The organism is Legionella birminghamensis (assembly GCF_900452515.1).
Lineage (GTDB): Bacteria > Pseudomonadota > Gammaproteobacteria > Legionellales > Legionellaceae > Legionella_C > Legionella_C birminghamensis.
In genome coordinates, this window is the sequence record NZ_UGNW01000001.1 from 105,260 (window position 1) to 127,868 (window position 22,609).

Consider the following 22,609-nt stretch of genomic DNA (forward strand, 5'->3'; position numbering starts at 1 on the left):
GGGGGAACATACCTTGAATCAGGAGCAGAAACAAGTCAGGAAAGTGGCATTGATTACCGGCGCTGCCCGACGCATTGGCAGGATGATTGCCAAGCACTTGCATAATGCAGGCTATCGAATTGCTATTCACTACAATCAGTCGAAAGCGGAGGCCGATGGTCTGGCGCAGCAATTAAATCAGCAGCAAGCTGATTCTGCTCAGGTTTTTTGTCAGGACTTAGCCGCTCTAAGCGAGGCGGAAACCCTGATTGAGCCCGTAATTGACTGGGCTGGAAGACTGGATTTGCTGGTTAATAATGCTTCGCAATTTACTAAGAATCATTTTGAGAATTTTAATGAGGATCTGTGGAATAGGCTGTTCAAACTGAATGTACAAATTCCTTATCAATTAAGCCAGTCTGCTTTGCCCTATTTAAAACAACAGCAGGGCGTCATCATTAATATTACGGATATACATGCTGAAATTCCGCTGAAAGACTACGCGATTTACTGCCAGACCAAAGCTGCTTTATTGATGCAGACCAGGGCATTGGCCAAGGAGTTTGCGCCAAAAGTCAGGGTTAATGCGGTGGCCCCCGGCGCAATTATCTGGCCAGAAAAAGACAATAGCTTATCTGAACAGCTGCAGCAGAAAATTATTGCGGAAACTCCCCTGAAACGGCATGGAGATCCAGTCTTCATTGCCAAAGCGGTGGTTTGCCTGGTCGAAAATGAATTTGTAACCGGGCAGGTATTGAATGTGGATGGAGGGCGAAGTATAGATTAATCGAATCCCCGCGGCTGCGACCGCGGACCCATGTTTGGTGGCCGAACATGCTCCTCAGATGAACCCAATGTTGCCGAAATAGCAATTAAAAGTAGTTAGAAACAAGTCTTTTAAACATTATCCTAAATTAGCAAAACCGATATTCTAAATAAGCTTCGTGTGGACCCCGCGGTCGCAGCCGCGGGGATTCGGAGCGTGATGTGTAGATAGGATTTGCAGCAAAGACTGCACGATCTGTTGCCAGACCAAAGCTGCTTTATTGATTATCTGGCCAGAAAAAGACAATAGCTTATCAGAACAGCTGCAGCAGAAAATTATTGCGGAAACTCCCTTGAAACGGCATGGAGATCCAGAATTCATTGTCGTCAGGTATTGAATGTAGATGGAGGGCGAAGTATGGATTCGGAGCGTGAAAAACATTTGTGTAGATAGTTATGGCACCGACCGCGGGGATTTACAGCTCGGTATAAGCTCCAGGTATCTCCTTGGTCAAATATAACTCAATTCCCTGCAGGGAATCCAACCCATAATATCCTCGTAAAACGTCTGCAGGCAATTCACGAAAATAATAACGAACCAGCGTTTTGCTCTGCAAAACAGCTTGAAACTCATTTTCGAGCTGTGATATATCGCGAAGGTGCACCATGAATAGATCAATTCGCTCTTCAGGCGAAATAGCTGATTTGCTTCCTTCCGTTAAATGCTGATACAGCCAGGGTTTGCCAGTTCCTGCCCTTGAAATCATGAAGGCATCACAGCCGGTTGCAGTGAGGGCCGCAGACAGGGAGTGCTGGTCGCAAATATCGCCATTGGCTATCACGGGTATATTAATGGCCTGTTTGATCAAACGTATGGCTTGCCAGTTACTGGCGATGTCGTAATCATCCTGCCAGCGCCTTCCATGCACTATAAGCGCATCAATACCGGTATTTTCCAATCGTTGTGCTAATGCAAGATCGAGCGCTGTTTGCTGAATCCGTATTTTGACGGTTAATGGGCATTGAATGGCATTACGTACTTTTTCTACAATGCTGATTAACTGTTCAGGTGTTTCCAAAAGCGCACTGCCAGCACCGCGTTTTCTTATTTTAGCTTTGGGACAGCCACAATTAATATCAATCAGATCAGCTCCCAGAACTTCCAATCGTTGAGCCGCTTTTGCCATTAGATCAGCATCAGTTCCCGATAATTGATAACAGAGCCTGCCTTCTTCTGCCGAACGGTGCAGATAGCGGTTTTGTCCAGTATGCTTATGAATGACATCATGCGCGGAAATCATTTCAGAAACACAATAGGCGGGAGGCAAATAACGTGAAAACAAGGCGCGCATCGGGGAGCAGCTAAATCCAGCCAAGGGCCCCTGTATCAAACGATGCGGGAAGTGCAACCCGCCTAGTGACCAGGAATCGGGGCTGGCTTCCCGGCTCGCAATTTCAGTAAACATCTGGCAGAATCCGCGTTCTAAATTAACTTGCTATTGTATCAAATTGAGTGCCCAATGGATAAACATTACTACTCGCCGCTGGAATTGTTAAAAATAGCGACTCAACATGCCTATGCCGCTGATCATCTCATGAGTAATCTGCGGGATGATTTTATTGAAGAGCAATACATTAAAGATAGCTTAAACCCTATTTGCTCTTTGATGTACAACGCCTTTCAATTGACCTTGCATGCCTATTTATTACATGTCCACCGCCCCGTTAAACAGAATAAAACACTGGTTGAATTATTGGAAATGAATCAGGATCTCAGTTTTTCCGGCCAGGATCTGCAGCTTTTTAAAATGTTGTCCCGCCAGTTGGCTTTTCGTAAGGGCGTTAATTATGAGCTATGGCAAAGTCGACAGCAATTCCAGGTTTTCTGCGTTGATTTGCTTGATCTGTATGAGCGTCTGCAGACGATGATGCCGCTTGAGCTGCAGAGTGATTATCAGAATTAAGGTTATCAATAATCTTCTGTTTGATTAGGCTACGCACACAAATGTTTTTCCGCTCCGGCTCCACACGGCGAAGACCTTCTCCGACTCCCCATGGCGAAGACCTTCTCCGGCTCCCCACGGCGAAGACCTTCTCCGAATCCCCGCGGCGAAGACCTTCTCCGAATCCCCGCGGCTGCGACCGCGGGGCCCATGTCTTGTGGTGGGACATGCTCCCCAAATGAGTTTCCAATGTTGCCGAAAAATAGAGATTGAAGAAGTTAATCAAAAACAAAGTCTTTTAAACGCTAGCCTTAATTAGCAAGACCGATATTCTAATAGGCTTCGTGTGGGCCCCGCGGTCGCAGCCGCGGGGATTCGATGGTCGGTGCTGCGGGGATTCGATGGTCGGTGCTGCGGGGATTTGATGGTCGATGTCGCAGGACCTATGGATTCCGCGAGAGAGGGAAACGAGTTCGTTTACACCGGCGGCCCTCCTATATCAGTACCTTCTTCCGGCTCATCAAGCTTCTCGCCTTTCCGCCGCTTCCCGTCTTCTATAAAGGTATCTGGAATAATGCTTGAGGTTTCGCCCATTTCAAATTGAAAGACATCGTCTGCAGACAACTTCTCATTAATTAGCGGGAAGTGAGTGCGGGCCTCTATAAATTCGATGAGATACTGTTTTTGAACCTCGGGATCCTCTGCTGGCCAGATTTCTGCGGCCAGCGCTTTAAGCTCTTCTACTCCCTGGGTAATAAAATCTTTTCGCCGCTCGAACAGGCTCCAGGAGGTGCTTTTTTGCGCTTGCTTCTGTTTATGTTGCTGAAAATCTTTATCGCTCATTTTCAGATAGCTTAATAACCTGGAATAAATGAATACATTTTCATTGAAGCGATCCGGCCCTAATTCAAATTTATTATGATGCATGAATACTGTCGACGTAGCATCAAGCCACTGGTTGGCAGTATGGGATTTTTCAGCGCCTTTATGGGCTGTTTCCACTTTCTCCAGTGAAACCGCCAGACGAAAGGCTGAGACGATACTATCTACCGCTGATTGATGGGTAGCTTCCATGTCCCTGCGCGTGTAGTTTGGGCCACCTGGTTCCATATTAATGATTCTAGGTAATTTATTATCAGCCAGACCGGTTTTATGCTGAACCTGATGGTAAATATCCAGTGCCAGACTATCCATGCGTGCATTGCTTAACCGGGCAGTATCGCCGGCAAAATAAACAATTTCATCGCGATTTTTAGGACTGATAGTCCAGCCGGTGACCAATGATTTATGATGGTCATGGCCCTTGCGGCCAGATCGATGGTCAGCCGGCGTTGCGCAAAAGCTTATGGCCTGATTGCTTGGAGAATACAGGGTAATTTGCTCGTGCCATTCGAACTGTTTAACATCCGTAAATCCAAGATCCCTGAAGAATTTTTCATCGCCCAGGGGCACTAGCAAACGGGGTAGCGGCTTTCCTTCATCTTTCGCTTTCTTAATCAGTTGTTTTAGAGAATCAACATCCACATGATCGCGATGGTTATGGGAAATTAAAATCACATCAATGGCCGGTAAATCATTCGCTGAAAGATCGCGCGAGAACGGCTTGGTCGTGGAAGGGTAAATTAGCGGCGCCAAATCGCCAAAAACAGGATCGGTGAGGATATTCATTCCCTCGGTTTGAATTAGTTGAGTAGCATGACCCAGGTTATGAATGGTAAAATTATGTTCACGGCTGCTGATTTCATGTTTGAAGCCCTGTTTGTATAATTTATCCGGATTTTTATTTTCTTCCTGGGTGAAGTAATCGAGTTTCATCCCCAGTCGCTTAATAAAAAGCCAGTTAAAAAACAGGTTAATCAGCGGAGGAGTAGAGCTTAACCAGCGTGCCAGGCGTTTGACTTGTGTTTCTCGAAAAATGCGCCCATCCGTACCACGCAAAGCCCCTTCACTCGTCACGTAACGACCGTCTTTACGCTTTTCAGGGGAAAGCGCCTCTTTCATTTTGCTTTCATCTTCTGCATTGATTTGCTTCATTAACAGCAGAAGATTTCCGAGGCTCATATCGTCCGGGGCGGCGTGTTTTTTCTTAAATTGCCTCTCTTGAATTTTTTTGCTTTTGATGTCAGTAAGGCTTTGCTTGTACTTCATAGAGATGGCTTAATTATTTGCAGGTAATGTAAAAATTATATCTCAAGCATCAATTTTAATCAATTTGTAATGCTAGACTTGATCAAGAGGTAACTTTTGTTTAATTTTCCAAAATGCTTTCCAGGGATCTTCCCGCAGATGGTCAAGCCGTTTGAAGATTGTTCGAATAGTATAAAAGCAATCATTCTGATTATCAGTTAACTCATCCCAGTGCAAAGGCGTGGCTACTGGGGCATGCAATCGGGCACGCGGTGAATAAGGGGCTATAGCAGTTGCCTGGCGTTGATTGCGCAAATAGTCGACAAAGATCTTCCCCTTTCGTTTGGCTTTTGCCATATTGCTGGTGTATTTTTTTGGATATTTTTTCTCCAGATATTCGACAAAGACATGGGTAAATTCCTTTACACTATCCCAGTCATACTCAGGCTGAATGGGAATAACCAAATGCAGACCCTTTCCGCCTGTTGTTTTAATAAATACCGACAAGTCTAACTGCTCTAACTCTTCCCGTATTTCAAGCGCTGCGGCCACCAGCATTTTCCAGCTGACTTCAGGATCTGGATCCAGATCAAACACCAGCACATCAGGTTGCTCCAAATGATCAACTGTACTTCCCCAGGGATGAACTTCCAGCACTCCCATTTGTGCCAAGGCGAGTAAGCCCTGTTCGTCTTTTAAATAAATGCAGTCTTCAATGCTGCCGCTATTCTTGCTCTTTACCTTAATGTCATATAAACCGGCATGGTCTTTCTGGTTAAGATGTTTCTGATAGAAACACTCCTGATAGTGTGAAGGGCAGCGGACAAGCGTTAGCGCCCGATTGGTAATATAAGGAAGGATATAGGGGCTGATAGCCTGGTAATAATCAAAGAGTTCCTTTTTGGCGATTTCATCTTCAGGATAAATAATTTTGTCAGGGTTACTCAATTTGATGGATGGCATATCATTTCCTTTTGAAGATAGCTTGGTTATTGGAATTTCCTGCTCCTGTGTTGCTTCTTCAGCGATTTTATCGAGACGAAGCCCCTTGAAACTCGGATGCCTTAAATGTCCCTCTTCTGTCCACTCACTAAATTCTATTTCGGCAATTAATTCAGGATTAACCCAGATGCTGCTTTTAGCGTCAGGTGGTTTGCTTGTGAACGGATTGCTTTCGATTTTCAAGGCTTCTAACTGCTTTGCAATCGCTTTTAAGGATGTCTCTGTAAAGCCCGTTCCCACTTTGCCGCAATAAATAAGCCCTCCTTTATCATTAAAGTAACCCAGCAGCAGAGAACGAAATCCTGTCCGGTTTTTCTGTGATTTAGTGAAACCGCCAATCACAAATTCCTGACGCTTACTGCATTTGATTTTGAGCCATTTTTTGCTTCGTCCGCCCTCATAGCTGCTGTGTATATTTTTAGAAATAATCCCCTCCAGATTAAAATCGCAGCTTTGTTTGAATACGCTTGCGCCACTTCCCACAATATGGTCGCTATAATGCAGACTGTCATCACTATCTTCAAGCAGGGATGCAAGCAGCTTTTTCCTTTCCAGCAGTGGAAGCGAGCGGATGTCGTAATGTCCTACATAAAGCAAATCGAAAAGATAATAATCAAAATGGGTTAGCCGTCCATGGCTCATGGCATTTTGCAGTAATTGAAAGCTTGAATGCGAGTTTTCATCCAGTACCGTTATTTCACCGTCCACGACTGCATAATCGACGGGTAATGTCTTTAAAGCATCCACAATGTTGGGGAATTTGCTTGTCCAATCCAGTTTGTTTCGGGAAAGCAATTTAATTTCAGCGCCTTGTTTATAAGCAATGATTCGATAACCGTCGAATTTAATCTCATGCAGCCAGTCCTCGCCTGCTGGGGGTTTATCGACTAGGGTGGCCAGCTCAACCGGATAGTAATGGGGGAAAGGGGCATCAGGGAGGTCAAGGTTCAGTTTTTTTTTTCTGGCCGGCTTATTGGGCTTCTTGCTCTCCTTACCCTCCTTGCTGTTCCAGACCGATTCATAATTTTCTGCAATTTCATCGATCGTCTGATGACTGACTACGCTGTCTGGTTCTTCAAGGGTAATATCATAATCATCCAGGGGTTTGGCTTCCTTGTCGCGGTGTTTAATCAGAAACCATTGTTTTTCCTTAAAGCGGATCAGATCCCACTGGCCGTTCAACTTCTCGGCATCCAGTTCAAAATGGAGATGTCCTTTTTCATAGGCAGCCGCCGGATCCTTATCCAGCGGTTTCCATTTGCCTTTATCCCATAACATAACTGTTCCGCCGCCATATTGGCCTTTGGGGATGATGCCTTCAAAACTGCCATATTCAACCGGGTGGTCTTCCACCTGCACGGCGAGGCGTTTAACGGAGGGATCCAGGCAGGGGCCTTTGGGGACTGCCCAGCTTTTTAGCACACCATCAAGCTCCAGGCGGAAATCATAGTGTAAATGGCTGGCAGCATGTTTCTGAATAATATAAAGAAATTGAGGCTTACCCCGAACATGGCCTTTGGGCTCCGGTGTTTTACCAAAATTCCTTTTCTCCTGATAACGATCAAGGGTCATGACATTACTCGAATAGTTGAATCATCGCTTCATTAAATTTTGGAATGTCAGCCGGCTTTCTGCTGGTTAGAATATCTTTATCGCAAACTACCGGTTCATCGACCCATTCAGCGCCAGCATTGATTAAATCGGTTTTAACAGATAACCAGGACGTCATTTTCCTGCCCTTCGCCAACTCCGCATTAATCAACAGCCAGGGGCCATGACAGATTGCAGCAATGGGTTTCTGCTGTTCATTGAGTGCTTTGACAAATGCGGCCGCTTCGGGATAAAGACGTAACTGGTCTGGATTGATAACCCCACCGGGAAGAAGCAGCGCGTCAAAATTCTCTGATTTGGCTTCATTTAGCGGTACGTCAACCGGAAATTTATCCCCTTTTTCGAAATGATGCCAACCTTGAACTTCGTCCTTCTCGGGAGAAATGAGAAAGGTTTCCGCGCCTTCATCCTCCAGCGCTTTCCGGGGTTCCTCCATTTCCACTTGTTCAAAGCCATTGGCTGCCAGAATAGCGATTTTTTTACCTTGTAATTTATTCATAAATTCCTCCTCCTTGAGTAGCGTTACTCTTAACTTTGTGCTGACGAGTTTACAGCGTATGAGTCTACCCTACGTTCCGCGACTTGTTCGCGGAATCCAGAACTCTGCGGCAAGCCGTATCCGATTAATCTAATTTTAGTACAGAAACTGTTCCATAATTGGTTTAAGTCGAATCCTGCGGCATGGCCGGAGATTTGGGCATAATGACAACACTCTCAGATTAATACAGCCGCCAGAGCTTGGCAGAGGCAGTGATTCACGTTAGGATTATGTTTTTTTTGCACGAGGTTGAATAATGGAACAACTGCAAGAATCAGCAACACAATCTGTGCAGCAGGACATTTTGCGGATCAGTCATTTCTTAAACGAGCGTATTTTGGGCCAAAAGGCTTTGGTCTCGCGTTTATTGATCGCCTTGCTGGCTGATGGCCATTTACTGGTAGAAGGTGCGCCAGGGCTTGCTAAAACGCGGGCGGTTAAAGAATTATCCGCCCTTATCGAAGGTAGTTTTCATCGGATTCAGTTCACCCCTGATTTATTGCCGGGAGACCTGACCGGAACAGATGTCTTTCATCCGGAAACCAGTTCCTTCGTATTCCAGCCGGGTCCGATTTTCCACCATTTATTGCTGGCGGATGAAATTAACAGGGCGCCGGCCAAAGTTCAATCGGCCCTGCTTGAGGCCATGGCAGAACGTCAGGTCACTATTGGCAGTAAAACCTATCCCTTGCCGGAGTTATTTCTGGTAATGGCAACCCAGAATCCTATTGAACAGGAAGGCACTTATCCCTTGCCTGAGGCGCAGCTTGACCGTTTTTTGATGTACGTTAAAATCGGGTACCCCGATGCAGCTATTGAGCAGGATATTCTCGCCCTGGCAAGACGAGAAGCAATGAGTCTAGAGCATGCTGCCCCTGCGAACATTAAACAATTACCCCAGCGCGTATTGTTTGAAGCCCGTAAACAGGTTTTAAAAGTTCATACCAGCCCTGCATTGGAACACTACCTGGTGCAGCTGGTTGTGGCCACCCGTAATCCGGCAATGTACAGCAAGGAATTGGCCAAATGGCTTCGCTTTGGCGCCAGCCCCCGCGCAACCATAGCGTTGGATCGCTGCTCAAAGGCCCATGCCTGGCTTGCGGGGCGCGATTATGTGACCCCGGAAGATATTCATGTGATTGCGCATGACGTTTTAAGGCATCGTATATTGCTCAGCTATGAAGCGGAAGCAGAGGGAATAAGCAGCGATGATTTTATTGATCATCTGCTGCGGCTGGTGGCTGTTCCCTAACGGCCTGTAAATCGGAAAATAACTATGGGAAATGGTGTATCAGTTGATCTGGCGGAACTTATAGCCTTGAAGCGTTTCGCCCGCAAAATTGCCTACAAGCCTGAGAGGGCTTCTAATGGCGTGGGAAATCATTTGTCGAAATTCCGCGGCAGGGGAATGGATTTTTCGGAAGTTAGAAATTATCAGGCAGGTGATGAGATTCGGCATATGGAGTGGCGGGTGACTGCGCGGACTGGCCGGCCGCATATCAAGCTTTATCAGGAGGAGCGCGAGCGTCCGGTGGTTATCGTCACTGATTTCAATCCCTCCATGTATTTTGGAACCCGAAAGGCATTTAAATCGGTTGTTGCAGCTAGGCTTGCTGCGCTGATTGCATGGACTACGGTAAAGCAGGGCGACAAAATTGGCGCCTTGCTTTATTCATCAGCCAGACACAACGAATTTATACCCCGGGCTCGCGAAGCAGGGGTTTTACCTATCCTGGCCTCATTAATGGATTATACCAACCAGGTTGACGAGATGATGTCCGATCATTCTCCCTTGCCTCTGAGCGAGGGGTTATTACGACTTAGAAGAGTTGTTAAACCTGGCAGTATTATTGTTTTAATCAGTGATTTCTATCACTTGAATCAGGATGCTGAAAAGCATTTAAGCCGGCTGCATGAGCATAATGACATTCTGGCTTATCATATTTGCGATCCCTTGGAACTATCTTCGCCAGTACCTGCGCTTTATGCGATGACTGATGGCCGTCAGGAGTTGCTTCTGGATACCGCCAATACCCAGGTGAAAGCGGATTATCAGCAATGGTGCGACCAGCGCCAGGCCGCTTTGCAGAGTGTATTCAAGCGCCTGCATATTCAATATGTGCAGCTAAGCGGTGAAAATGACATTGCGCAGGTCATTTATCAGACTTTTCCGCGGAGGAAGCATGACTGAGCCAAATGCCCTGAACAATCTTCGCGATATACATCTGCCTGAAGCAATCGGCTGGTGGCCCCTGGCACCGGGCTGGTATCTTCTAATCCTGGTGATTTTATGTATTTTCATACTAGGCTTGTACTATTTTTTTGAATACCAGAAAAACAGTAAACCTAAACGCCATGCACTAAAACTTCTAGCCCAGTACCAGGAAGAGTATCAGCGGACAGGTAACAGCCAGTTGGCCAGTACCCGTATATCAGAATTGTTAAAGCGGGTTGCGCTCGTTTATTTTTCACGTGAAACAGTAGCCAGCCTGAAAGGGGATGACTGGGTGGCTTTTCTGAATCAAACTGGCAAGAAAATTAATTTTAATGCAGTGCGCCAGCAGTTGCTGGAACTGCCCTATCAGTCCTCAACCAGCCAGGTCAACCTAGCCCCCTTATTTACGCGGGCAAGACTCTGGATAAAACAACGGGGTAAACGATGTTTGAATTAACCTCTCCCTGGGTGCTAATTTTGCTTATTCTGCCGCCAGTCATCTGGTTTACAATCCCGCGCGCCAACTTAAGCCTCGCTGCCGCATTAAAAGTACCGTTCTATCAGTCGATGCAGGCAATCGTAGAGAAAGATAAGCATATTCTGGGAAAAAAATCCGGTCCCGGATTCTGGTATATAATTTGGATTTTACTGGTGCTGGCTGCCTCCGGGCCGCGCTGGATAGGAGACCCCTTGCCTTTGGAAAGAGAGGGGCGCAACATCATGATGGTTCTCGATTTGTCTGGCAGTATGGAACTAAATGATATGCTGATGAATGGCAGGCCAGTGACCCGGCTTGCTTTGGTAAAACATGCGGCGGAGCAGTTTGTCAAAGAGCGCGCAGGCGATCGCATAGGTCTCATTTTATTTGGCAGCCAGGCTTATCTGCAAACCCCTTTAACCTATGATCGTCACAGTGTCTTATTGCGCCTTCAGGATGCTACTGTGGGCTTGGCTGGCAAAACCACCTCAATAGGGGATGCCTTGGGGCTTGCTGTTAAACGTCTCCAGGATGTGCCCAAAAATAGTCGAGTGGTTATTTTATTAACTGATGGTGCAAATAATTCCGGGATATTGGCCCCATTGAAAGCCGCAGAGCTTGCCAAGTCTGAACAAATCAAGGTTTATACCATTGGCCTGGGCTCAGAGGCCGACCCGCGCATGATGGCGGGGCCATTTATTAACATGGGGGCAGGCGCCGATTTGGATGAGGATACCTTGAAGGCCATCGCCCATGCCACTGGCGGGCAATATTTCAGGGCAACAGATTCCAAATCGCTGGAAAGGATTTACGAAAAGATTAATCAGTTAGAAACAGTGCAACAGGAGCAAACCACGCTACGACCGCAGCATGAATATTATCCCTGGCCATTGGCCTTCGCTTTGGGCCTAATCTTTTCCTGGCTCCTTCATAGCTTGGGAGTGGTTCAATATTTACGACAACGAAGTACTGTGTTTCAGGAGGAAAGGCTGTGAGTGATTTCCATCTTCTTCGCCCACTCTGGCTTTTTGCGTTCTTACCCCTGATCGCCTTATTTTGGCGATTATGGAAACAGAAAGCGCCCTTTCAGGCCTGGGCAGCGATTTGTGATCCGCATTTGCTGTCCCATCTGATGAAAAATCAGCATGCGGGCAAAAGACATAATTCCCTGCTGCTATTAGCTGGCAGTTTTGCCTTCATAATTATTGCACTCGCAGGACCCGTATGGAAAAAGTTACCTGTTCCTGCCTTTAAGCTTCTGGAGCCCAGAGTTATTGTGCTGGATTTGTCGGATGCCATGCTGGAGGATGATTTAAAGCCTAACCGGCTTATGCGGGCCAAGTTTGTGCTGCATGATCTATTTAGCCGAAAAGAAACTGGCCAAACGGGTCTGGTTGTTTATACGGGCGAACCCTTTGTCGTGTCCCCGCTAACTGAGGATGCCAAAACCATTGATACCCTGCTTGATTCGTTAAACCCGTCAATTATGCCGGTTAGTGGTCAGGACTTGTCTGCTGCTTTGCAAGAAGCCGAGCAGCTAATTGAACAGGCTGGCTTTTCAATGGGGCAAATTCTGGTATTGACTGCGACTCCGCCTGATGCGGCAGCGCTGAAAACTGCAGGCCAACTGGCCGGGCAAGGAATTGACAGTTCAATTATGCCTATCCTGGCGGACTCAACCTTAAATCCGATGTTTAAGCCTTTAGCTAAAGCTGGAAACGGGATCCTTCTCAACTTAAATGATGAAGCCGCTTCACTGACCCACTGGCTGAATCTGGCAATAACCAGCAAACAATATACATTAAGCGAGCAAAATGAAATCCCTGTATGGCAGGATGAGGGCCGCTGGTTTTTAATACCGGCAATGATACTTCTTCTCCCTGTGTTTCGCAGAGGTTGGTTACAGAGGGTACAGTTATGAGGGTTTTGGTATTCATTTTAACTGTTTTCACCATTACACCATCCTGGTCATTCTCCTGGCAGGATTTATGGTATACACCCAATCAGCAGGCTCAAGCCTTAATGCAGAAAGGGCAATACAAAAAGGCGGGGGAATTATTTGACCAGAAGGATTGGCAGGCCACTGCTGCGTATCGGGGAGGGAATTATCAGCAGGCAGCGCAGGCCTATAGATCACTTAAAAACGAAATGGGCTATTACAATGCCGGAAATGCCCTGGCACATATGGGAAAATACGAGGATGCACTAAAAGCCTATGATGAAGCTTTGAAAATGAACCCTGTTAATCAGGATGCAAAATTTAACCGCAGGCTGGTTGCTGATCTGTTAAAAAAGGAACAAGAGAAGCAGGAAAAGAAAGATCAGAATGGTGCTGAGAATAAGCAAAATCAGCAACAGGACCAGAATAAACAACAACAGAATCAGCAGGGACAGGGGCAGGATTCAAAGGAAAACCAGAAAAATAATAACCAGCAGAATGGACAGCCGCAAAAACAGGAAAACAAACAATCAGATAATTCTGGCTCTGATGAGAAAAAGAAAGAGGAATCTGCTAAAGAGGAACAGCAATCGGATAAAAACGCTTCTTCTTCGGAAAAGGAAGATAAACAAAAGAAAAGCCAGAATGATGCAATGAATGCCGAAGACAAGGCAGACCAGCAGTCTGCAGCGCAGTCGCAATCGTCATTATCTGATAAGGAGCAGCAGCAGGCCAATGAGCAGTGGTTAAAATTGATTCCTGATGATCCTGGCGGATTGCTGCGGGAAAAGTTTTTGCGTGATCATATACGCCGGCAACGAGGGTGGTACCAATGAAAAAAATTATTAGCCTCTTGATTTTAGTTTATTCCGGAGTTTTGTTTGCCCAGCTCAGCATGCAGCTGGAAAGCAGTAAAGTTCAGATTGGTCAATCGTTTCGTCTCATCCTGACGCTTGACGGTCAAAGCAATGCCGTACCTGATTTAACCCCGCTGCAGGATAATTTTAAGATTGTGGGTACAGAACGCAGCACTAATTACAGCCTGATTAATGGACAGGCGCGTACTCTCAACCAGTGGACTGTTTTTTTAGTGCCAATTAAACTGGGGATGATCAGCATTCCTTCCTTACAAGTGGGACAGGAACATACTGCGCCTACCAATATTGAAGTCACTGCCGGTAACTCCACCCAGACAACGGACAAACCGCTTGCCAAACAAGAAGATATTCAATTAATCGCTGAAGTCGACAACAAAACGCCTTATGTTAACCAGCAGGTGATATATACCGTCAAACTGTATAACAGTTTACAATTGCTGGATACGGATTTTCAGGGCCCGCAGGTGGATAATGCCCTTCTGGTACCCTTAGGCGACGGCAGGCAATATCAAACTACTGAGAATGGCCGTCTGTTTTCGGTTGTTGAGCAGCAATATGCCATTTTTCCCCAAAAAAGTGGGGAATTAACGGTTAACCCCCCCTCATTCAGTGCATTGGTTTATGATCAAATGCCGCATAAGATGAAAATTAGCGCCGAGCCGCTCAACCTGCAGATTAAGCCAGCCCCTGCGAGCTTTACAGGCAAGGAATGGCTGCCTGCCAATCAGGTCATGCTAAGTGATCACTATGACAAAGAGCCGCTTAACCTGCAGCAGGGTGACACACTGACGCGCGTGGTGACTCTGGAAGTGGTTGGCATGCCTGCACAATTGTTGCCGCAGCTGGATTTTAAAGGAAAAGATGATTTTTCGGTTTATCCTGAAAAAGCGGATGAAAAAAACAGCTATCGCCAGCCTTATCTGGTAGGAACAAAAACCGTCAAAGTGACTTATCTGTTCAATAAGGCTGGAAAAATTACCATACCGGAATTGCGTTTGCCCTGGTTTAACACGGTTACTCAAAAAAATGAGGTCGCTGTCCTTGCCCCCCGTGTTATCCAGATTAGCGCGAGCGCGAATGACGCTGGTAGTTCAGCAAGTCCAGCATCTGAGCCGCAACCGGCTGCAACAGAATCCGCTGCTGTGACTAGTTCACCCGATGGGAAAACGGCGAGCCGGAATTGGCTGGCCTGGGGATTGGCTGCCTTGTTTGCATTGGCCTGGCTGCTTACCTTGGGGGCAGGCCGCTTTAATTTCAGCAAGGGGAACAACAAAAAAGCGGCTTTGAAACGTATACAAACAGCCTGTTTGAATAATCAGGCTGTCGAGGCCCAGCAATCACTCATTCAATGGGCAGCACTCAATTGGCCTGATACACGAATTCTGAGTTTGGCTGATATTTGCGAGCAAATTCATGATATGAATCTTAAAAAACAAATTAACGAATTGTCTGAGGTTTTGTATCATCCACAGAGGAAAGCCTGGCAAGGGCGGCCTTTATGGGAGGCATTGCAACAAAACTTGTCTGGAGGGGCAGCCAGGCGGAAATCAAGTCTAAACCTGCCGCCTATTAATCCAACCGCGTAGGCTGGGCTGTAAAGCCCAGCGCATACAATTGTTGGGCTTAACAGCCCAGCCTATGACGCAAAATTGTAAAGATAGAAATAATTTGGTTACAATTCTCGCTATTTAAGCCTCAGTAAGTTATAATGAAAGCACTTGTATCAAGTTATCGTGATTGAATGAGCGTTATTCGTGAAAAATCCCTCCTTTTGTGTTCCCAAAGTAGTGAAAATATCGCGTCCGTCGACGGTGATTCAGGAATGAATTACTTGTACAGGTTTTATGTTTAATTTTTTTTGGAAAGTATAATGTCTGCTATAGTAGAAACTGGTTCGGTTAAATGGTTTAACGATGACAAGGGTTATGGTTTTATCAGCCGTGACAATGGCCAAGATGATGTTTTCGTACATTTTCGTTCAATCGTAGGAACGAGTGGTCGTAAAACACTGCATGAAGGTCAACGTGTTAAATTCCTGGTAACAAAAGGCCCTAAAGGTTTACAAGCCGAAGAAGTTACTGCGGTCTAATAATTAGATCACAAGTATTCTGAGTTTTTTTCTTAAATCGTCCCCTCTTATTTTTTACGTGAAACTAAGGGGGGAATGATGATCTTCAATTGTTCAATTGATATTTATTGAGCCTGTCCACGCTTGCAGGTATGATAAAATAATTCTGCTCTTAAGCTCCGGGCTGTAATCAAATTTAATTTCCATCTGGAACCCTATCGAAATGGAAGTCATCCTGAAACTTCTGTGGCTTATTTTTTTCTGCCTCTTGTCCGGCTGTCAAAGCGGGTTTTATAAGGGACCGCCTTCGGATCATTTTAACGGCAAGGAATTTTATAATCCCGGGGAAGAGCATAAAAAGCGAAATGCCAATTATGATTTGTTCAATCTATGGGTGGCAATACTGCAAAATCAATGGCCGGAATCCTTGCCCAAAATCGCCTATCCCCTACTGCCGGCAAATTATCCCGATGGCGCAATGGTCACTTTTATCAATCATTCTACCGTGCTCATTCAGAGTAAAAGAGTTAATGTTTTGATTGATCCTATTTTTTCTTACCGCGCAAGCCCATTTCAATGGATTGGCCCGGCTCGGCATCGTGAACCTGGCCTTGCTTTTGATGCATTACCTACGATTGACGTGGTGCTTGTCAGTCATAATCACTATGATCATATGGACTTAAACACGCTCAAAAGCCTGGAAAAACGCTATCATCCCCAGTTTATTGTGCCTTTAGGCAACAAAGTAATCTTGCAGCGCCAGGGAATCAAGCAGGTAAGCGAGCTGGATTGGTGGGAAAACGTACAAATCAAAAATACCAGGATAAGCCTCTTGCCTGCGCGGCATGATTCGCGACGCGGTTTATATGATCTCAATAAGACGCTTTGGGGCTCGTTTGGCCTGGAGATTGAAGGGAGAAAAATATACTTTGCCGGCGATACAGGCTATTCACCTCATTTCAAAGAAATAAAAAGCCACTGGGGGCAGCCGCAGCTAAGCTTTGTACCGATAGGCGCTTATGAACCGCGTGCTCTGGCAAAACCTTACCATTTAAATCCGGCCGATGCAGTACGCGCCCATTTGGACTTGGGCAGCCGCAGATCAATTGGTATTCACTGGGGAACCTTTCAGTTGGGCGCTGAAAATTTTACTCAGCCTGTTGATGATCTGGCCTTGGCTCGCAAACAATATGGGTTGTCCGCAGAGCAGTTTTTTGTTATTCGCGAAGGGATTCCTTTTTATATTGATAAATAAGGTTTTTTGCCAAAACCCTAATTCAGTTTATACTCAGGAACTACTCCTTAAATCGGATTTAAATATGCCTAAATGGATTTCTTGCTTTTTTCTCTGTTTCTATTCTTCAATAACCATGGCAGCTGCGGCTTCTGGCAGCTTTACCCTGGAAAAAACCTGTCCCGCCTATGTTTCAAAAAATAAGAAAACCAATCCGGATAATGTTTACTTACAACCTGGTCAGGTATATGAAATCAGGGAAATCAACCGCGAAAGTAACCCGGACTGGTTTCGTGTGTATGTGTCTGATAGTTCAGCACCGCTTCGCTGGATAAGCATGGATTGCGGGGAAGCTTCTTATCATACTACCCCTTCACCACGTTGCGATCAGAGTCCAGGTTTAGCGGATTCTTTTGTGCTGGCGTTTAGCTGGCAGCCTGCTTTTTGCCAGACTTATGGCTATGAAGCCGGCAAGCCCGAATGCCTGCATCTACCTGCCCGTTCGTATCAGGCGAGCCATTTGGTGTTACATGGGCTATGGCCAAATCAGGTTCAATGCGGCGAACACTATGGGTTTTGTGGCACAACACCGCGCAGCAGCCATTGTGATTACCCTCCGCTTAATCTCAACGCTACGGTTTCGGCATCACTTAAGTATTTTATGCCCAGCTACTCACATGGCAGTTGTCTGGAACGTCATGAGTGGAATAAACATGGTAGCTGTCAATTACTCTCGGCAGATGAGTATTTTGCGCTGGCAATTCGCCTGACTGAGGATATGGATGAAACAGCATTAGGCAAGTTCCTGCATGATCACGTTGGTGAATCGGTAAACCGTGTAGATCTCCAAGAGATGGTACGCTCTTCTTTTGGAAAAGACAGCACCCGAAAAGTATACCTTGGCTGCAAGAATGGCATGTTAGTCGATATTTTCGTGCAATTGCCAGCATTAATAACCGCACAGGAATCCCTGGCGGAATTGGTGGAAAGAGCGCCTGAGGCCAGCCGCTATGAAGGGTGTCCGGCAAAAGTGGGCATTTCTGATTTTAACAGCGAGGCCTGGTATTAATATTCTTCTTCCAGTTTACGCGACCCGGTAGCCTGCAACCGGGTAAGCTAAGCGATAATTGCTTGCGCAATTTTGCAAGTTATTCTAATGTAGGAGACTAGCTTGGATTGGAATGGCGACTTATGTTAACCCGTGTTATCTCCTTGATTTGCATTTTATTTCTCTTATCAGCCTGCAGGCACTCGGCTGTTAACCCGGCAGGCGATTTGCCTGTACCCGTTAATAAAACACAGCAAACCCGATCCTTGTCATCGTTTAACCATGTATCAGTTAGCGGCCGCCTGAATGTGGTACTGCATACGGGTTATTCCAAGCCACAGATTATTTTACATGGCGATCCACGTGATCTGGCTCAGGTCAGTACCCGGGTTCAGAATTATACCCTGGTTGTCAACCTGGGCAGCGGCTACCCGCGCTATGGCAGCGTCACAGTGGATATCCGCGGGCGCTTTCTTAATACCTTCCGCTATGAAGGGGCGGGAATTGTCACGGGTCCCAGGCTAAATTCGGGATTGCTTGATCTTTATATTGAGAATGAGGGACGCACTGTATTAGGCGGCCATATCAACGTAGGCGTGCTGGAAGTGAAGGGGAATGGATATACCGAAATCAATGGCGTACAAGCCCGCAACCTGCATTTGCGTATGTCAGGAAAGCCCAGAGTTAAATTAGCCGGTATAGAGCGTATTAATACCCTGGATCTGGAGGGTGACGGCGCCTTAAGCATGTATTGGGTGAAAAGTGACACCCTGACCATTCGGGCAGGCGGAAATGCCTTTATTCAGTTGGGCGGCGTAGCGAACAAAATTGATGTTTGCCTGCATGATAAAGCCCGTTTCAATGGCCGTTACCTGCGTGCCAAAAGAGCCTTTGTTAAAACGTATGAGAATTCGGTCGCTGAATTAAGTGTGGTGAACCGCCAGCATACATTGGCCAGTGATGCGAGTAATATTTATTTCTACAATATTCCGGAAATGAAAACGGATTTCATGGCCTTTGATGGCTCTGTTCTGGATATGCGGGATCTGAATGATTTTTTCGTTCAGGAATATGACCGGTATAATAAGCAAATCCAGTAATTTTGTCTGGTGCTCTGAATAAGCCCGGTTGGGCCCCGCGGTCGAAGCCGCGGGGATTCGAAGTGGTCGGAGCGGGGATTAGTGTGTTTGTCGAAATCACCGTATCCCCGCGGCTTCGACCGCGGGGCCCATACACCCCCATTCGATAGCAAAAGGCAAACCTCTTACTCACACTCCTAACTCAGGCGCTATTCCTGATACTGTCAATTTGGTGCGCCGTTTCAATACAAGCTTTTGGCGCCGCACAGATTGGTGATGGTTTCATAAAGCGATGGCGGTGCTGGGAGCGCATGTAGGCCTCAAATTTTTTATCCCACACCGAGCGGATCCCCCGATCCCGAGCTTGTTCCCAGCACTTGGAAATGGTTTTCATTTCTGCAAAAGTACAGCCTTTCATAAAATCCATATCAAAAAAATTTTCCTTCCAGCCGTTTATGAACTCCTGGCTGGAAAATAACTGGGATTCCCTGTCCTCCGGTGGTCGTTTGACCTGTAATAAATACTGTTGGTGAAAGGATAGAACAGCTGGATCGGTTTGAAACTGCAAGGAAACATCCCAATATCGACGAGAGTTGCACTCCAGGCCCGCAGCAGAAAAAACTAAGGGGAGATGGTCATTCCCGGGTACACAGAAGATAGATTCCAGACGATCGGCAGGCATTTTGCTTTTCAAGAGGAATTTAAATTCTGGCAGCCGGAAAAAGAATGGACGGGAAAGAAGGTATTGGCTTTTAAAGATAATTTCCAGCTGTTCATTATTAATGCCAGGCAGTTTTGCTATTTGTTCTACCGCGTCAAACAGATTCCGGTTGGCTTCCTGGGAAAAAAATACTGATCTTGCCTCCGGGGAAACCCTGGATAAAAGCTTGAACACATTCCTGTTTACTGCATTGTTTTTTATTAGCAAAGGATAAAAAGCGGATGAAGGGGAAAGTGAGTCTAATTGTTGGGTGATTTTTAATGCCGTTTCAAATGCTGATTGCACAGAAAGGCGGTGAGTATGGTCGAGAATATAACTTAGCAGAAACCCCAGGGCAGCGCTTGATAGGCAAGCAATTTTTTCATAATGATTGAAATGGCGCCAGGATTTAAGGAATTGGCGCATTTTTGTAAAATGGCAAAGCATTGTACTGTTAAATTGCCTGAAAATTTCATTATTCGTGAATACATCATCTAGATAATCCTCAAGCGCTGCTTGTTCTGAAACGGGCATCGCTGAAATCTCATCCATTGTAAAAGGATGGTAGGGCATCAGCATATGGTAAATCCTGAGACGGCAACGCCAGGATTTATAGAGATCAAGTTTGGCAACTATTTCAGCACTTACCGACGGGGGATATTTGGGTAAGGCTAATAAAGGCTTTGGAATAAAAACAGGGTTGCTTAAATTCCTAATCAACTGAACAGCTTTCGCTACCGATTGTGAAAATTCGCTTTCTTCACCTTCGCCAGGATTATTTAAAAAATCCTGTATATTTCTGTCAATCGTTTCAAAGCGTTTTTCCAGGCTTTTTTGTTGGCTAAGCTTGAGTGGTTTCACAAAATATCCTTTTCGTAAAAAGAGCATAGTAGCATGGACAGTTCGGTTGCAGAATAAGCAGTTTTTTGGCACAAGCAGATCAAGTGGTCTATAATTTATATAGATTAGGGATAATCTCTTTTTAATGGGAGGTTATAAATAAGCTGCATTACCATCAATGTTTCATGTCTGTTGCTTTGCAGAACCGACATGCCACGTAGCGAAATCATTTCTGCTATTCTGATTTGCAAAGCCAGCATGGTTCGTCAAATAAAAACAATAAAATCGCGAAGTTGTTAACGAAAAAAGGAAGTTTCGATGTTGCTATTTCCTCATTTAACAGGGAGATTTATTATGAGTAGACAAATTGTAAATGCCGATAATGTAATTGGCGTGGACGTAAAAAATCGGGAAGGAGAAAGTCTCGGAAAAATCGAAGCATTAATGCTGGATAAATACCAGGGTCAAGTGGCCTATGTCGTATTATCCTTCGGCGGTTTCCTGGGAATGGGCGACAAGTTGTTTGCCATGCCCTGGAGTATTTTCTCCTATGATCCTGTTCAGGATTGCTTTGTAATCAGTGTCGATAAGAAAACCCTGGAAAACTCACCGGGATTCGATAAGGATCATTGGCCTGATATGTCCAATCCGAGCTGGACTACTTCAATTCACAGATACTACGGCACTATGCCGAGTCGAAATCAGCACTAGAAGCTGATGAAAACTTAATAATCCCCGCACGAGGCGGGGATTTGTTTTTTGCTGGGCTAGAGTTTCATTTGGTTTGGGTCTGCAGTGTGGCAAGCAGGTAATAAAGACTCATATTTCTCATATAATTGCGGCGCATTGCTCGCCTCTTTGGCACGCAAAAGTAAAAAAAGGGCTTCATTCAGTTGGGACTTTATTTCCGTTTTTATTACTTCAAGGGGCTGATTTCCTCCCAGTTTTTCCCGCAGATACAGGCCTATCTGCCTGCGAAGCATCGAGTGGATGCAGGCTGAATCAAAAAACTCCGGATGGTTACCACGCAGACGCCGTTTTAAATCAATATTTGAAACTTTACTGCTATCATCAATGATCCGCATCAACATCAACTGATAAAACACCCTTGCGAGTGCAGTTGAATCAAGGCTGCTGAGATCTTTTATCTCCTCTGCAAGGCCTTTTTCCTGAATGTTTAGAGTAAAGATTGAGGTGTCGCTAATCAGTTTCTTATAAGAAGGACAGCAGAGGTTCAGTAAATATTTGGCAAAGGCATGATGCCCGGCGTAATCAATTTTTAAACCTAGTGGAGCAAGAATTTTGCTGCCTTCCTGACAATGTTTTGAATGTCCATGAACAGGATCATTAATCGAAGGCCTGGCGATGTCATGCAGCAAGAGACCTAAAACATCTTCCAGACATCCAAACAGAAGCAAACCCAGTTTCCCGGCCTGAAGCGCATGCTCCTGCTCGGTCACATTTTCCTGATCAGAAGGGTTGTCATAGGGTTTTTGGGCGAGTCTGTTTTGTAAAACATCATTTATAATTTCAATATAACATTCGATGTTTGGGGAAAGCTCAGTAAATTCGGATGGCAGGCTGCATTCAGCAGTCAGTACTTCCAGGCTCGTTAAGGGAGAACAGAGGAGTTCAACTGGCGTCGCCTTAAGCATTTGCTCATTAAGCGAAAATTCTTTGAGAAAATCCGCAGCAGTATAGTCCACTGCTTCCTGCCCCTCAAAATAGCCTTTTGCCCTTAGTTTTTGAAGAATTGCAGGAAAGTCAGGAAGTTCTTCCCAATAGACGGCCAGATTAGTTTTCAGTAAGTGGCGGTAATTCGCCGAAATTTTCACAAAGGGATCGTTCGAGAACACTTTGGTTGCGGTTGTTGCCATTGTTATCCTTATTTATGTATTCACCTAAGCTTCAGTTTTTTAAAACAAACAAGAAAGAATCAACAAAGTTATCCACAAGCCGTTGATTGAGGCATTGTTAGAATAATTCGTTATTTATCATATAGATAGTAAATGCATTATGCATATTTCAGCTGCTTTATCAATTTTATGAACAAAGTTATCCACAGATCTCCTCAACGTCATTCCCGCGCAGGCGGGAATCTATTCCTTCAGCGGCATTGTACCATTAAAAAGATAGATCCCCGCCTGCGCGGAGAAGACAACGTC

Annotated in this window: 20 protein-coding genes; 14 read left to right on the forward strand and 6 right to left on the reverse strand. The window is 45.6% G+C overall.

The features are described from left to right. The first annotated feature begins 13 nt into the window (after positions 1–13). Positions 14–766 carry a pteridine reductase gene (locus tag DYH42_RS00450; protein WP_058523874.1) on the forward strand — a complete coding sequence of 251 codons (753 nt, stop codon included), beginning with the start codon at positions 14–16 and terminating at the stop codon, positions 764–766. A gap of 454 nt (positions 767–1,220) precedes the next feature. On the opposite strand, the gene DYH42_RS00455 is transcribed toward DYH42_RS00450, so the two are convergent. Then, a complete protein-coding gene (locus DYH42_RS00455; RefSeq protein WP_058523873.1) occupies positions 1,221–2,210 on the reverse strand; it encodes a tRNA dihydrouridine synthase in 990 nt (329 codons plus the stop codon). 54 nt (positions 2,211–2,264) lie between these two features. On the opposite strand from DYH42_RS00455, the gene DYH42_RS00460 reads away from it, so the two are divergent. After that, positions 2,265–2,708, forward strand: coding sequence for a hypothetical protein (locus DYH42_RS00460; protein ID WP_058523872.1), 444 nt, complete (start codon positions 2,265–2,267; stop codon positions 2,706–2,708). 456 nt (positions 2,709–3,164) lie between these two features. Here the strand turns inward: DYH42_RS00460 and DYH42_RS00465 are convergent, their stop codons facing one another. The 3 genes from DYH42_RS00465 to DYH42_RS00475 all read right to left on the reverse strand — a co-directional run bounded on the left by DYH42_RS00465 (position 3,165) and on the right by DYH42_RS00475 (position 7,926). Continuing rightward, complete coding sequence (locus tag DYH42_RS00465; RefSeq protein ID WP_058523871.1) at positions 3,165–4,835, reverse strand: MBL fold metallo-hydrolase; 1,671 nt, start codon at positions 4,833–4,835, stop codon at positions 3,165–3,167. 72 nt (positions 4,836–4,907) lie between these two features. Further along, positions 4,908–7,388, reverse strand: coding sequence for a DNA ligase D (gene ligD, locus DYH42_RS00470; RefSeq protein WP_058523870.1), 2,481 nt, complete (start codon positions 7,386–7,388; stop codon positions 4,908–4,910). 4 nt (positions 7,389–7,392) lie between these two features. Next, on the reverse strand, positions 7,393–7,926 hold the full coding sequence (locus DYH42_RS00475; protein ID WP_058523869.1) for a type 1 glutamine amidotransferase domain-containing protein: 534 nt from the start codon (positions 7,924–7,926) through the stop codon (positions 7,393–7,395). Positions 7,927–8,221: 295 nt separating this feature from the next. Between DYH42_RS00475 and DYH42_RS00480 the strand changes: the two genes are divergently transcribed. From DYH42_RS00480 to DYH42_RS00530, 11 genes are all read left to right on the forward strand, one after another. Next, on the forward strand, positions 8,222–9,217 hold the full coding sequence (locus tag DYH42_RS00480; RefSeq protein ID WP_058523868.1) for an AAA family ATPase: 996 nt from the start codon (positions 8,222–8,224) through the stop codon (positions 9,215–9,217). Positions 9,218–9,241: 24 nt separating this feature from the next. Then, positions 9,242–10,156 (forward strand): DUF58 domain-containing protein, encoded by a 915-nt coding sequence (locus DYH42_RS00485; protein WP_058523867.1) that lies wholly within the window; start codon positions 9,242–9,244, stop codon positions 10,154–10,156. Continuing rightward, positions 10,149–10,637: a DUF4381 domain-containing protein gene (locus DYH42_RS00490; protein ID WP_058523866.1), complete on the forward strand. Its 489-nt coding sequence runs from the start codon at positions 10,149–10,151 to the stop codon at positions 10,635–10,637. The genes DYH42_RS00485 and DYH42_RS00490 overlap by 8 nt, the downstream gene beginning before the upstream one ends. Further along, positions 10,625–11,653 carry a VWA domain-containing protein gene (locus DYH42_RS00495; protein WP_058523865.1) on the forward strand — a complete coding sequence of 343 codons (1,029 nt, stop codon included), beginning with the start codon at positions 10,625–10,627 and terminating at the stop codon, positions 11,651–11,653. Before DYH42_RS00490 ends, DYH42_RS00495 begins: the two co-directional genes overlap by 13 nt. After that, positions 11,650–12,579 (forward strand): vWA domain-containing protein, encoded by a 930-nt coding sequence (locus DYH42_RS00500; protein WP_058523864.1) that lies wholly within the window; start codon positions 11,650–11,652, stop codon positions 12,577–12,579. The genes DYH42_RS00495 and DYH42_RS00500 overlap by 4 nt, the downstream gene beginning before the upstream one ends. Continuing rightward, on the forward strand, positions 12,576–13,433 hold the full coding sequence (locus DYH42_RS00505; RefSeq protein ID WP_058523863.1) for a tetratricopeptide repeat protein: 858 nt from the start codon (positions 12,576–12,578) through the stop codon (positions 13,431–13,433). The genes DYH42_RS00500 and DYH42_RS00505 overlap by 4 nt, the downstream gene beginning before the upstream one ends. Beyond that, positions 13,430–15,061: a BatD family protein gene (locus tag DYH42_RS00510; protein ID WP_058523862.1), complete on the forward strand. Its 1,632-nt coding sequence runs from the start codon at positions 13,430–13,432 to the stop codon at positions 15,059–15,061. Before DYH42_RS00505 ends, DYH42_RS00510 begins: the two co-directional genes overlap by 4 nt. A 284-nt stretch (positions 15,062–15,345) precedes the next feature. Next, on the forward strand, positions 15,346–15,564 hold the full coding sequence (locus DYH42_RS00515; RefSeq protein ID WP_058507051.1) for a cold-shock protein: 219 nt from the start codon (positions 15,346–15,348) through the stop codon (positions 15,562–15,564). 202 nt (positions 15,565–15,766) lie between these two features. After that, positions 15,767–16,798: an MBL fold metallo-hydrolase gene (locus DYH42_RS00520; RefSeq protein ID WP_058523861.1), complete on the forward strand. Its 1,032-nt coding sequence runs from the start codon at positions 15,767–15,769 to the stop codon at positions 16,796–16,798. A gap of 64 nt (positions 16,799–16,862) precedes the next feature. Then, positions 16,863–17,846: a ribonuclease T2 family protein gene (locus tag DYH42_RS00525; RefSeq protein WP_058523860.1), complete on the forward strand. Its 984-nt coding sequence runs from the start codon at positions 16,863–16,865 to the stop codon at positions 17,844–17,846. Between the two features lie 122 nt (positions 17,847–17,968). Continuing rightward, positions 17,969–18,925, forward strand: a complete 957-nt coding sequence (locus DYH42_RS00530) for a GIN domain-containing protein (RefSeq protein ID WP_058523859.1) — start codon at positions 17,969–17,971, stop codon at positions 18,923–18,925. A gap of 181 nt (positions 18,926–19,106) precedes the next feature. Here DYH42_RS00530 and DYH42_RS00535 read toward each other — a convergent pair whose 3' ends face one another. After that, the gene (locus DYH42_RS00535; protein WP_058523858.1) at positions 19,107–20,465 is read right to left on the reverse strand and encodes a hypothetical protein; all 1,359 of its coding nucleotides are present in this window, start codon (positions 20,463–20,465) and stop codon (positions 19,107–19,109) included. Between the two features lie 333 nt (positions 20,466–20,798). Between DYH42_RS00535 and DYH42_RS00540 the strand changes: the two genes are divergently transcribed. Continuing rightward, complete coding sequence (locus DYH42_RS00540) at positions 20,799–21,155, forward strand: PRC-barrel domain-containing protein (protein ID WP_058523888.1); 357 nt, start codon at positions 20,799–20,801, stop codon at positions 21,153–21,155. A 56-nt stretch (positions 21,156–21,211) separates the two neighbouring features. On the opposite strand, the gene DYH42_RS00545 is transcribed toward DYH42_RS00540, so the two are convergent. Then, positions 21,212–22,321, reverse strand: coding sequence for a hypothetical protein (locus DYH42_RS00545; RefSeq protein ID WP_058523857.1), 1,110 nt, complete (start codon positions 22,319–22,321; stop codon positions 21,212–21,214). Positions 22,322–22,609 lie beyond the last annotated feature (288 nt).